12 protein-coding genes are annotated in these 12415 nt (G+C 64.9%); 7 read left to right on the plus strand and 5 right to left on the minus strand.

Annotation, left to right across the window (positions count from 1 at the left end):
- Entirely contained in the window at positions 1-972 is a 972-nt protein-coding gene (locus tag CEY08_RS17875; protein WP_076817750.1) for a LysR family transcriptional regulator, read from the minus strand.
- 310 nt (positions 973-1282) lie between these two features.
- Here CEY08_RS17875 and CEY08_RS17880 point away from each other — a divergent pair, with 310 nt between their 5' ends.
- From CEY08_RS17880 to CEY08_RS17895, 4 genes are read left to right on the plus strand one after another with little or no spacing between them, the layout of a single operon-like run.
- Positions 1283-2611, plus strand: coding sequence for an MFS transporter (locus CEY08_RS17880; RefSeq protein ID WP_063642507.1), 1329 nt, complete (start codon positions 1283-1285; stop codon positions 2609-2611).
- Entirely contained in the window at positions 2608-3387 is a 780-nt protein-coding gene (locus CEY08_RS17885; protein ID WP_076814138.1) for an SDR family NAD(P)-dependent oxidoreductase, read from the plus strand. The genes CEY08_RS17880 and CEY08_RS17885 overlap by 4 nt, the downstream gene beginning before the upstream one ends.
- A 24-nt stretch (positions 3388-3411) precedes the next feature.
- A complete protein-coding gene (gene ilvD / locus CEY08_RS17890) occupies positions 3412-5154 on the plus strand; it encodes a dihydroxy-acid dehydratase (RefSeq protein WP_076814140.1) in 1743 nt (580 codons plus the stop codon).
- The gene (locus CEY08_RS17895; RefSeq protein WP_076814141.1) at positions 5151-6044 is read left to right on the plus strand and encodes an NAD(P)-dependent oxidoreductase; all 894 of its coding nucleotides are present in this window, start codon (positions 5151-5153) and stop codon (positions 6042-6044) included. Before ilvD ends, CEY08_RS17895 begins: the two co-directional genes overlap by 4 nt.
- A gap of 81 nt (positions 6045-6125) precedes the next feature.
- On the opposite strand, the gene CEY08_RS17900 is transcribed toward CEY08_RS17895, so the two are convergent.
- The gene (locus CEY08_RS17900; RefSeq protein ID WP_076814144.1) at positions 6126-6743 is read right to left on the minus strand and encodes a cysteine hydrolase family protein; all 618 of its coding nucleotides are present in this window, start codon (positions 6741-6743) and stop codon (positions 6126-6128) included.
- A 151-nt stretch (positions 6744-6894) separates the two neighbouring features.
- Between CEY08_RS17900 and CEY08_RS17905 the strand changes: the two genes are divergently transcribed.
- The 3 genes from CEY08_RS17905 to CEY08_RS17915 all read left to right on the plus strand — a co-directional run bounded on the left by CEY08_RS17905 (position 6895) and on the right by CEY08_RS17915 (position 9893).
- Positions 6895-7845 (plus strand): GlxA family transcriptional regulator, encoded by a 951-nt coding sequence (locus CEY08_RS17905; protein ID WP_076814146.1) that lies wholly within the window; start codon positions 6895-6897, stop codon positions 7843-7845.
- Positions 7846-7970: 125 nt separating this feature from the next.
- Positions 7971-8894, plus strand: coding sequence for a bifunctional helix-turn-helix transcriptional regulator/GNAT family N-acetyltransferase (locus CEY08_RS17910; protein WP_042793974.1), 924 nt, complete (start codon positions 7971-7973; stop codon positions 8892-8894).
- Positions 8895-8954: 60 nt separating this feature from the next.
- Positions 8955-9893, plus strand: a complete 939-nt coding sequence (locus tag CEY08_RS17915) for a DMT family transporter (RefSeq protein WP_232033844.1) — start codon at positions 8955-8957, stop codon at positions 9891-9893.
- Here CEY08_RS17915 and CEY08_RS17920 read toward each other — a convergent pair.
- The 3 genes from CEY08_RS17920 to CEY08_RS17930 all read right to left on the minus strand — a co-directional run bounded on the left by CEY08_RS17920 (position 9877) and on the right by CEY08_RS17930 (position 12300).
- Complete coding sequence (locus CEY08_RS17920; protein WP_076814150.1) at positions 9877-10449, minus strand: HD domain-containing protein; 573 nt, start codon at positions 10447-10449, stop codon at positions 9877-9879. The two genes, CEY08_RS17915 and CEY08_RS17920, sit on opposite strands and share 17 nt — an antisense overlap.
- Before the next feature lie 77 nt (positions 10450-10526).
- Positions 10527-10910 carry a hypothetical protein gene (locus CEY08_RS17925; RefSeq protein WP_063642500.1) on the minus strand — a complete coding sequence of 128 codons (384 nt, stop codon included), beginning with the start codon at positions 10908-10910 and terminating at the stop codon, positions 10527-10529.
- A 244-nt stretch (positions 10911-11154) separates the two neighbouring features.
- Positions 11155-12300, minus strand: coding sequence for an alpha-hydroxy acid oxidase (locus tag CEY08_RS17930; RefSeq protein WP_042793976.1), 1146 nt, complete (start codon positions 12298-12300; stop codon positions 11155-11157).
- Between the last annotated feature and the right edge of the window lie 115 nt (positions 12301-12415).

The raw sequence follows: 12415 nt of genomic DNA on the forward strand, positions 1-12415 counted from the left end.
CTAGGCGCCGGCGGAATCGATCAATTCCGCCGAGGACTCCCGCAGGCATTCGGCGAACAGCTGCGTGGTGGATGTCGTGGTGTCTTCGCGCCAGTACAGGATGGCCTCGCCCAGGGGGCCCAATGGCGGCAGCGGCAGCATCCGCATCGTTCCGCGCTGCACGTAGCGCCTTGCGAGCGACAGGGGCAGGATCGAAACGTACCCCCCGTCGCGCAGCAAGGACAGGTTGAGCGCCAATGAGCTCGACTCGATGGTCGGACGCAACAGGGTCACGCCATGTTCAGCCAGGATTTCGACCATGGTCGCAAAGGCAGGCGAACCCTGCATGGGCGTGATCCAGCGCACATCCTGCAAGTCTTCCCAGGCCACCGGCGTGTCTGGGCCGCCCAAAGCATGCCGCGTACCCACCACGAACACGAACGGCTCGTGATGCAGCGACTCGTGGCGCATCACTGGAAGATTCCCCGTCACACGGTTGCGGCCCAAGGCCAGGTCGAGGTTGCCTTCGTCCATCATCTTCAGCAAACGATCTAGCGTGGCTTCCACGAATGAGAACGACGCATTCGGCGCTCGCCGCGTGAACAGTTCGACGGCATGCGCGATCAGAGGTTGCGGAATCGTCACCACGGCGCCGAATCTCACGTGGCCCGCCGTGCCGGAGGCCAGCGCGGTGACATCGCGCCGCGCCAGTTCGATCTGCCGCAGGATCTCGCGCCCGCGTTCAACCAGCACACGTCCTATGCGCGTCAGTTCGACGGCGTTGCCCACGCGGCGCACGACCGGCGTCCCCAGCGCCTCCTCGATCTCCGCGATCTGCTTGGAAATGGCAGGCTGAGTGACATGGAACGCCGCAGCCACCCGCGTGACCTGGCGCAGCTCGCCCAGCGTCACCAGGATGCGCAAGTGCCCAAGCTTCAGGCCGCTGCGGAAAAAGCGTTCTATCGAATTGTCGGACGGCGAGCTGGCTGACATATCGGGCATGGAAAGACGAAGGATTCGAGCGCCATCGCGCAATGGCTGAATGGCGTCATGGCATAAGAGCACAAACGCGCCAATCATAACCAAACGGTAATGCCGGATGCGCAAAGTGTGATTTGCCGTCTGGCAGGAGCAACCCGTACCCTTCGAACGGACAGCACTGCAGCGCAAGCTTTTCGTGATGCATCGATGAACAACCGGGAGCAACGACGTTTCCCAAGCAGATGCCGCACGCATAACCGAACTCGCAGACTGCTGAATAACTCGATGTGCCCCATGGCACACACCCACGGAGACAACACTCATGAGTACGTCCCTTTCCGGCGGCGCGCAGGCGTATGCCGGCTCTCAGGCCGCGCAGCATCCCGCGCAGCTTGACGCGCTGTACCGCAAGCTGGCCTGGCGCATCATGCCGTTCCTGTTCCTGTCGTTCATCGTCGCGTACATCGATCGCGTCAATGTGAGTTTCGCGAAGCTGCAGATGCTCTCCGACCTGTCTCTGTCGGAAACGGTCTACGGCCTGGGGGCCGGCATCTTCTTCCTGGGGTACTTCATCTTCGAGGTGCCGAGCAACCTGATCCTGCACCGCGTGGGCGCGCGCATCTGGATCGCGCGCATCATGGTCACCTGGTCGATCATTTCGTGCTTGACCATGTTCGCGCAAGGACCGCTGTCGTTCTATTTGCTGCGGTTCCTGCTGGGGGTGGCCGAAGCCGGCTTCTTCCCCGGCATCGTGCTCTACCTGTCCACCTGGTTCCCGTCGAGCCGTCGCTCGCAGATCATCGCCCTGTTCATGGTGGCGATCCCGGTGTCTGGCGCCATCGGCGGCCCGCTGTCCGGCTGGATCATGGAGCGGTTCGGCGGCATGCATGACCTCTCCGGCTGGCAGTGGCTATTCCTGGTTGAAGGGCTGGGGTCGCTGGTGGTCGGGATTGCCGCCTTCTTCATGCTGCAAGACAGGATCGAGACGGTGAAGTGGTTGAACGCGGACGAGAAACGCCTGCTGGCGCAGGATCTGGCCGCCGACGACAGCACCCGGGCCCGCCATAGCGTGCGGCAGGTGTTCGGCGACCGCAAAGTCTGGTTGCTTGGCCTGCTCTACTTCTGTATCGCCATGGGCAACTATGGCCTCGTATTCTGGCTGCCGACGATGATACGCGCCGCGGGTGTCGCCAACCTGGGTAGTATCGGCTTGCTGTCGGCGGTGCCGTCGCTGGTCAGCGCTGTGGCGATGATCCTCATCGCGCGCCATGCGGACCGTACCAACGAACGCCGCATCCACGTCGCCGTGTGCTGTGTGCTGGGCGCCGCGGGCATGCTGGTATCGGTGCTGCTCGCCGAACACCTCTGGTGGTCGATGGCCGCGCTCATCGTTGCCGCCATCGGTATCAATTCGATCGCGCCGGTTTTCTGGGGAATCCCCACGGCGATGATGAGCGGCGCGGGCGCGGCTGCGGCCATCGCGCTGATCAACTCGGTCGGCAACCTGGCCGGCTTCGTGAGCCCGTATGTGATCGGCTTTCTCAAGGATACGACCGGGCGGCTGCTGCCCGGCATGATCCTGCTGGCCTGCGCGCTGGTCGGCGGCGCCCTCATCGCCATGTCGCTGCGCACGAAGCGGGGTCAGGCATGAGCGTGCCCGTCTGTCTGGTAACCGGCGCGGCCAGCGGCATCGGGGCCGCCACGGCCCTGCGCTTCGCGCGTGAAGGGTGGGCCGTGGCCATCAACAATTTCGACCACGGCACCCGCGCGGCGGCCGAGGCGGTGGCCGCACAGTGCGGCGACGCCGGCGCCCCGACCCTCATCGTGGATGCCGACGTGGGCGACGATGCTGCCTGCCGCGCCATGGTCGACGCCGTCGCGGCGAAGTGGGGACGGCTAGACGCCGTAGTGAACAGCGCGGGCACGACGCGCGTGATTGCGCACGACGACCTCGACGCGATCGACGCCGCCGAATTCGAACGCGTCTATCGCGTGAATCTCATCGGCATGTTCCAGATGACGCGCGCCGCGGCGCCCCTGATGCGCGATCGTCCGGCAGGCGCGGGGTCGGGCTGCGTCATCAATATTTCTTCGCTAGCGTCCCTCAATGGCACGGGATCATCGATTGCCTACGCGGCCTCCAAGGGCGCGGTCAATTCGCTGACGCTGTCGCTCGCGCGCAATCTGGCCCCGCGTGTCCGCGTGAATGCCATCGCCCCGGGCATGGTCGACGACGGCTTGTTGCGGCGCGTGCTCGGCGACGAGGCCTACGCCCGCGTGGTCGACGGCATGCGCGAGAACGCGCCGCTCAAGCGGGTGTGCCAGCCGTCCGAGATCGCGGAACTGGTGTGGTTCATCGCCGCGCGGGCGCCAGCAATGACGGGTCAGGTGCTGGCCATTGAGAACGGCTTGCTGCTCAACACTTGAGCCCACCGACATAAGGAATACTCCATGAAAGATCTGCACAAACACCGCTCCCGCACGGTCACCGAAGGCGTGACGCGCGCCCCGCACCGCGCCTTCCTGCGCGCCACGGGCCTGGATGACGAGGCCATCGACAAGCCGTTCGTCGCCATCGTCGACACCTTCGGCGAGAACACGCCCTGTTCCATGTCGCTGAACCAGGTATCGGACAACGTCCGCCTGGGAATCGCGGCCGGCGGCGGGGTGCCGATACGCGGCTCGGCGATCTCGGTCTCGGACGGCACGTCGATGAATCACTCGGGCATGCGGTTCTCGCTGGTGTCGCGCGAGACCATTGCCGACAGCGTCGAATTGTTCGTGCGCGCCCATTGCTACGATGCGCTCGTCGGCGTGGCCGGTTGCGACAAGACCCTGCCCGGCATCCTGATGGGCATGGTGCGCGTGAACGTCCCCGGCGTGTTCCTGTTCGGCGGCGCCATGTTGCCGGGCGTGGCCCCGGACGGCTCGCAGGCCACGATTCTGACGGCCATCGAAGCCGTCGGCGCGGCGCAGCGGGGCGACATGTCGGCCGAAGCGCTGCGCGGCATTGAAAAGCGCTGCACGCCGACCGCCGGCTCCTGCCCGGGACAGTTCACGGCCAACACCATGGCGATGGTCGCCGAAGTGCTGGGGCTTGCCCCGCTGGGATCGGCGATGGTGCCGGCCGTCTACAGCGAACGGATCGCGATTGCCCGCCGCGCCGGTGAAAACGTCATGCGCGCGCTGCGCAATGGCGGGCCGCTGCCGCGCGACCTGGTGACGCGCAAGAGCCTGGAGAATGCCTGCGCGGCCGTCGCCGCCACCGGCGGGTCGACCAATGCCATGCTGCACATCCCGGCCATCGCCCACGAGGCAGGTATTACATTCACGCTCGATGACGTCTCGGAAGTCCTGGCGCGCACGCCGCTTATCGGCGACATGCAGCCGGGCGGACGCTATCTTGCCGTGGATCTGCACCACGTCGGCGGCGTGCCAGCGGTGCTCAATGCCCTGCTCGCGGGCGGGCATATACACGGCGACACGCTCACGCAAAGCGGCGAAACGCTGGAAGCGGCGCTGCGCGCCTTCCCCGGCCCGGACGGCCGCGTGGTCAAGCCGCATGACGAACCGCTCTCGCCCAATGCGGGGCTGGTGGTCCTGCGCGGCAATCTGGCCCCCGACGGCGCCGCACTGAAGACCGCCGGCCTCAAGCAGCTGGTGTTTTCGGGCACGGCGCGGGTATTCGAGACTGAAGAAGACTGCATGGCGGTGGTTGCCGCCGGCGCCTATCGGGAAGGCGACGTCCTGGTAATCCGAAACGAAGGCCCCAAGGGCGGCCCGGGCATGCGTGAAATGCTGAGCGTCACCGCGGCAATCTACGGACAAGGCATGGGTGAAAAAGTCGCGCTGCTCACCGATGGCCGGTTCTCGGGCGCCACACGCGGCATGTGCATCGGCTATGTCGGCCCTGAAGCCGCGGCGGGCGGGCCGATACGCTTGCTACGCGACGGCGACCGCATACACATCGATGCGCTCAAGGGGAGTCTCGACGTCGAACTCTCCGACGAAGAACTCGCGCAGCGCGCGGCGGCAAGCCAGCCGTTTGCGCGCGGCAGGCTGGGCGGCGTGCTCGAGAAATACGAGGCGCTCGTGCGTCCGGCCAAGCTGGGCGCCGTTACCCATTCCGGAGCCGTGGATTGGCCTTACGAACCCCCTCTCGGGGAAACGCCCGCACAAGGAAACCAACAATGACGAAGACGCCGCGTATCGGCTTTTGCGGGATCGGCCGCATGGGCGAACCCATGACCCGGCGGCTACTGGCCGCCGGACACGAGGTCGCGGTCTGGAACCGTTCCAGCGCAAAGCTTGGCCCCCTTGCCGCTGCCGGGGCGCAGGCCCGGACCACGCCGCAGGCGCTGGGCGAGGACGTGGAAATCGTCCTGCTTTGCCTGGGCGACGGCCAAGCCGTAGAGGAGGTCGTGTTCGGCGAACACGGACTTGCTCGTTCCGCCACGCCGCCCCCTTGTCTCGTCGACCATTCGACCTTGTCGCCCGCGCTCACGCGCGACCTGGCCCGCCGCTGGACGGCAGCAACCGGCGGGGTATGGATCGATGCTCCCGTCTCGGGCGGCACGGACGGCGCGGCCACCGGCAAGCTGGCCATCATGGCGGGTGGACCGGCGGATGCGATCGAATCCGTGACGCCCGTGCTGCGCGCGTTCGCCTCGCGCGTCACGCGCATGGGCGATGTGGGCGCGGGCCAGACCACCAAACTGGCCAACCAGGCCATCGTCGCGACGACGCTCGCCGGCTTGGCCGAAGCCTTCGTGCTGGCCAAGCGCAGTGGAATCCACACCGCCGCCCTGCCCTCGGCCTTGCAAGGCGGCTGGGCCGATTCCGTGCTGCTGCAAACGCTGTGGCCGCGCATGGTGACGCCGCCCGAGCATGCCACCGGCACGGTGCGCGTCATGCTCAAGGATCTCGACGCGATCGCCGAGCTCGCAGAAGCGAGCGCGACGGTCCAACGCGTGCTGCCAGAAGTGCGCCGCCTGCTGCAGGACGCCGTGCAACGCGGCATGGCAGATTGGGATCTGTCCCAGGTGTTCCGGATTGGCGAGGCGGAGAGCGGGCCCGACACGTGATCGACTGCGGCGCCCAGGCATGTCCATGAACTCGTGCCGGCTCTCCCGGCTATCCGGAACGCATGCCGGCCCTGCCCGCCCTCAAGCCAGCGGCAACTCCAGCACCTGCTTCGTCGTCATGATGTCGCCGAAGGTGTCATCGATGCTCGCCAGGGCGGCCCGGTGCAGTATCGCGTGCGGCAGCGCGGAGGAATCGCTCGCGCCGGTATCCAGGTCGCGAGTGGCGCAGGCGTCGGCGGCCACGATGACCTGATAGCCCAGCGGCACCGCGTCCCGGGCGGCACCCGCGACGCAAGCATGGGTCATCAGGCCGGTGACGAGCAGTGTGCGGATGCCGGCGGCTTTCAAGCGCTGGTCGATGTCGGTACTGGGGAACACGCTGACGGTGGACTTGCGCAGCACAGTATGGCCGGGCGCGGGGCGCAGGTCGGGATGGAAATCGAGGCCGGCGCTGCCCTCGGCGAAGACCGGGCTACCGGCGGGCGTGGCGTGCTGGATGTGGAAGACCGGAATTCCATTCTGGTCGGCAAAAGCGACGAGCCTGGCGGCGTTGCGCAGGGCCGCGGGCCCGTCGGGAATGGGCAGCCTGCCGCTGAAGTATTCGTTCTGGAAGTCGATCACCAGCAAAGCGGTGCTGGCGGGGTCGATGGACTGTGGAGCGGTGGCGCCGGCGATGGCGCGGATGGTCGGATGATTCATCGTAGATCCTTGATCTGTAGGCATTTCGTGGGCTGTTCACGCATGAGGGCGAACGGCATCAAGCATCCTCCATCCACCCGAAGCCGGAAAGTGGCCCAAAGACCAATAAATGATAGGATCGGGCCAAATACAGACTCCAGCCACCCTCGCCATGCACACCATCGCGGTCGTCGCCTTCGCAGGCATCAGCTCCTTCCACCTGTCCGTGCCCTGCATGGTGTTCGGCGACGACCTGGCCCGTCTTGGCGTGCCGCGCTACCGGTTGCTGGTCTGCGGTGAACAGGCTGGGCCAGTCGCCACAATGTCGGGCTTCGATATCCATGTGCCGCATGACTACTCCGCCCTGGCGGAGGCCGACACGGTCATCGTGCCAGCCTGGCGCGATCCGGACGAACGTCCCCCTGAAAGCATGTTGCAGGCCTTGCGCGCCGCCCATGGGCGCGGCGCGCGGATCATTGGCTTGTGCCTGGGCGCTTTTGTGCTGGCCGAGGCGGGACTGCTGGACGGCCGGTCGGCGTCCACGCATTGGGTCTGGAGCGACGACTTCGCCCGCAAGTACCCGCGGATCCGGCTGGACCGCAAGGCCCTGTATGTGGACGATGGCGACATCCTGACGTCCGCCGGTACCGCCGCCGCCATCGATTGCTGCCTGCACCTGCTGCGTTGCGACCATGGCGCGGAGCTGGCGAACCGGGTAGCCCGCCGCATGGTGATGGCGCCGCATCGCGATGGCGGGCAGGCGCAGTACATCGAACGGCCGCTCACGCGGGAGGACGGCGGCGATCCGATAAGCGTCGCCATGGAATGGGCCATCGAACACTTGCAGGAACCGTTGGGGCTGGACCGCCTGGCCGACCAAGCCGGGCTGAGCCGCCGCAATTTCACGCGGCGTTTCAAGCTGAAAACCGGCACGACCGCGACGCAATGGGTGTTGAACCACCGGCTGGCCGCGGCGCAGCGCCTGCTGGAGACCGGCGTTCTGTCGGTGGACCGAGTGGCCGAGGCGACAGGGTTTGGCTCGACGGTGTCGCTACGCCAGCACTTTACGGCTGCCTTTTCCGTGTCTCCCGCCGCCTACCGGAAGCAGTTCCGGCAACGCTGATTGCGACGGCGGCCCGTGAAATAGCGCCGAGCTATCGGGTTGTCCACCCTGCATCAGAAAAAAAGCCTTCCAATACTTGCCTGAAGCAAATAATAATATGCTTTAGGCAAGCAATTGGATGTTCCATGACCGGGCAATCGCTCTATGACCGCGCCGAAGCGGTCCGGCATTTCAACCGTTTCTACACACGCCAGATCGGCGTGCTGCACGAGCATCTGCTCGCGAGCAAATTCTCGTTGACGGAAGTCCGTATTCTTTATGAGCTGGCCCACCGGCAGGCGCTCAGCATCTCAGACCTGTGCCGCGAACTGAACCTGGACGCCGGGTATGTCAGCCGGGTGATTTCAGGATTCGAAAAAAACGGCCTGATCGCCAAGACGCGTTCAGCGGCAGACGCGCGCGTGGGCCTGCTGGAACTGACCGACGCAGGCCGCGAGGCATTTGCTCCGCTCAATGAGGCCTCGCGCAACGAGATCATCGCCATCCTCAAGCAACTCTCGGAGCCGGCGCAAGCGCAGCTGGTCCATGCCATGAACGAGATCCAGAACCTCCTTAGCGACAACACGCCCCTGCCCTATGTGCTGCGCGATCCGCGCCCGGGCGACATGGGCTTGGTCGTGGCAAATCAGGCCAGGGTCTATGCGCAAGAGTTCGGCTGGAATTCGGAATACGAGGCGTTGGTGGCCGAGATCGTGGCGAAGTTCATCCGGGAATTCGACCGCGCAAGCGAGCGTTGCTGGATCGCGGAGAAGGACGGGAAGATGGTGGGCTCGGTCTTCGTGGTGCGCCAGGACGAAACGACGGCGAAGCTGCGCTTGTTGTACGTGGACGGTTCCGCGCGCGGCCTGGGCATCGGCCGCCGGCTGGTTGACGAATGCCTGCGTTTTGCGCGGCAGGCGGGCTACAAGCGCATGATCCTGTGGACAAATAGCGTGCTGACAGATGCGCGGCGGATCTACGAGAAGGCGGGTTTTGCGCTGATCGAGGAAGAACCGCACCATAGCTTCGGCAAGGATCTGGTGGGACAGGTCTGGGCGCGGGATCTGTAAGGAACGCGATGCCCTTCTTGCACTCGAATGAAATGCATATTGCGGACAGGCGCGGCTGCGGTGAGTGAACGCGCCCAGGCCATCTGCGCCGCCACCGTCACGGGCGCGCTTGTGGGGGCCGCGATGGTCTCCACACGCGCAGTATCGAGCGACGTGTCGGCGGAGACGCTGGCATTCCTGCGCTATGCCATCGGGGCGGCCGTGCTTGCCGCGCCCATGCTGCGGCGCTGGTCGGTACGGTTTACGGCCAAGGATTTCTGTGCGGTGGCGGGCCTGGGCATCCTGCAGTTCGCGATGCTGATATTGCTGTTGAACTACGCGCTGGCGCGACTGCCGGCCGCCACCTGCGCGCTGGTGTTTTCCACGCTGCCGCTGGTGACCCTGTGCCTGGCGATTGCCACGGGACGGGAACGGTTCAGTTGGCCGCGGCTGATCGGCGCGGGCGTGGCGGTCTCGGGTATTGCGCTATTGCTGCAACCCTCCGCCGCCGTGGCGGGCGGCGCCGCGGACAGCTGGGCTTGGGCCGCGTTGTTGGGCGCGACGATTATCGGCGCAGCTTGCAGTCTTTTGTATCGTCCGTATCTGCGCCGCTATCCATCCATGTATGTCAGCGTGGTGGCGATGCTTGTGTCGGTCCTGTTCCTGGCGGGCGTCTGCCTCGTACGAAACGCGCCATTGCTGCCCAGCCTGTCGGGCTTTCAATGGGCGAATGTGATGTTCATCGGGCTTTCCAGCGCGGTGGGCTATTTCTGCCTGCTGTGGGCGCTGAGCCGCCTGGAGGCGAGCCGGGTCATGTCGTTTCAGGCGCTGGCGCCGATCACGGCAGTCTTGATCGAGCTGTTAATTGGCTCGTATCCGCTGAGCTGGCGCCTGACGGGGGCTTTTATTCTGGTGTTGGCCGGCGTCTGGTTCGGCACGCACGAACGGCGTCCGACCGCACCCGAGAGCGCCGCTAGCCCCGCCGCTGGACCGCCAAATCCATTCAGGTCTGCGGATTGATCCGGGCGCGCGTCTTCTCGTCCAGGATAGTGCGCATCAAGGCAAACAAGGGATCCGTATCGGTGTGCTTTTGGCCGTAGGTCAGGTTGAAGCCGTAATCAAAATCCGGCGGATTCAAGCCCTGCGTGTGCTGGAGGATGGTTTCGAGTTTGTCCAGGGCCTTGACGGCTTTGGCCTCCGGCGTTGCGGCGTCCTCGTATTCCTGCCAAAGCGCCAGGATGCCCGCCCGCTGTTTCTCATCCAGCGAGAGGGTCAGGTGCAGCAGGTCGGACTTTTCCTGCTCGCTCTTGTCCGGATGACGGTGTTTTTCGATGGCAGGAACGTCGCCGTGAATCGCCTCGCCCAGGTCATGGATCACACATAGCTTCAAGACCTTGAGCATGTCCAGGCCGGCCAGTTCGTCTTCAAAAGCCATCGCCATCAGGCACAGGCGCCAGCTATGCTCGGCCGTGCTTTCGGGACGGCCGGTAGACGTGAACCCGCTACGCAGCACGCTTTTGAGTTTTTCGGCTTCCTGAAGAAAAGCCAACCGGCCTTTGATGTCTTCGATATTCATGCTTGGTCTCAGCCTGGCGGCCTGCGGCGCGGCAACTGGCGGCGCCGGCATCACGGGTGGGGCGGTACGGGAATATCTTATTTCTCAGGCGCGAAAATCACTTGAACCGGCGCATTCGGTTTGAACGTGCTGGCCCTGGGGCCATTCTTTGGGTCGAACGCAGGATGCCACGCCCTGAGTTCCGTATCGGACGTCCATTCCAGTTGCAGCTGCTCGTCGGGCGAATATGAGTCGAACTGGGTCAGCGCTGCTATGAAGGCATTGCATTTTTCGGACACGCCGGATTCAAGAACGGAAACCTGCGTCTTCTCCGCCCAGGTCAAGGACCCACGTTGAGGGCATTTGCGGACTTCGACGTGATACTTCCCGCCGGGCGAAGGCAGATCGGCGATGATCTTGTCGGGACCGCAAGCCGTCAGGAGCATCGAGGACAGCAATATGAGCGGGATGCTTTTTTTCATTGAATGGCCTTCTGACCGTCAAAGAGGTCGATCCACGAAAACCACCGCATGATAACTTGCCACGCGGCACACGCCATTGAAGCCCACGAGTTCCCGCAGGGATAAGCGATGAAAACGTCTATGCGATATTCAGAATCTTGACCACACGCCCCGAAGCCTCGCATGCCGATAACCCTGACCGAACTGGAGCAATAGCGGTTGCCTCATTCGCGGGTCATATGTCCGAGCTCAGCCTGGGAATCGATCAGCGAAAGCGCAAATGCCGCCGCTGCAGCTCCGCGACAGAACGGCATCCCATCAGCTTCATGGCGCGCTCGATCTCTACCCGCATCAGCTCCAACGCCCGCTCCACGCCCGGGCGGCCCGCCGCCGCCAGCGGGAACAGGTAATAGCGGCCGAGTCCCACCGCCTTGGCGCCCAGGGCCAGGGCCTTGAGCACATGGGTGCCGCGCTGCACGCCGCCGTCCATCATCACATCGATGCGATCGCCCACCGCATCGACGATTTCCGCCAACTGGTCGAAGGCGCTGCGCGAGCCGTCCAGTTGGCGGCCGCCGTGATTGGACAGGACGATGCCAGTGCAGCCGATATCGACCGCGCGTCTGGCGTCCTCCACCGACATCACGCCTTTCAGGCAGAACTGGCCGCCCCACTGCCGCACCATGTCGGCGACATCGTCCCAGGTCATCGCCGGGTCCAGCATGTCGGTGAAGTAGCGGCTGATGGACATCGCGCCTTTGCCCATGTCGACGTGGCTGTCCAGTTGCGGCAGGCGGAAACGTTCGTGGGTGAGGTAGTTGAGCGCCCACGCCGGCTTGGCCGCAAACTGTGCGATGCCGGCCAGGTTCAGCCTGAACGGAATGGCAAAGCCCGTGCGTTTGTCGCGTTCGCGGTTGCCGCCGGTAATGCTGTCCACGGTCAGCATCATGACCTGGACGCCGGCCGCTTTGGCGCGCGCCATCATCTCGCGGTTCAGGCCCCGGTCCTTGTGGAAGTAGAACTGGTAGACCTGGGGGCCGCCGCTGATCTGGCGGGCCTCTTCCAGGCTGACGGTGCCCAGCGACGACACCCCGAACATGGTGCCGAACTTGCCCGCGGCGGCCGCAACGGCGCGCTCACCGTCGTGATGGAACAAACGCTGCAAGGCGGTCGGCGAGCAATAGACCGGCAGCGCCAGCTTCTGCCCCATGACGGTGACGGACATGTCCACCTCTGCCACGCCGCGCAATACGTCGGGCAGGAGGTCGCAGGATTCGAAGGCCGCCGTATTGCGGCGGTAGGTGGTTTCATCGTCGGCCGCGCCGTCGATGTAGTTGAAGATGGGGCCGGGCAACCGCTGGCGAGCCATGCGGCGAAAGTCGTGGAAGTTCTGGCACTGGTTCAGACGCATGGGTAGACCTTTATCGACACTACACGCATAGACAGCCGGAGCCCCCGAATGGAGCGGGAGGCATTGTAGACCCACCGCCATGCTTCCTTGGCCATCGACGTGATGGTCAAGGGGA

It is taken from the genome of Achromobacter insolitus (assembly GCF_002209555.1).
Classification (GTDB): Bacteria; Pseudomonadota; Gammaproteobacteria; order Burkholderiales; family Burkholderiaceae_B; genus Achromobacter; species Achromobacter insolitus.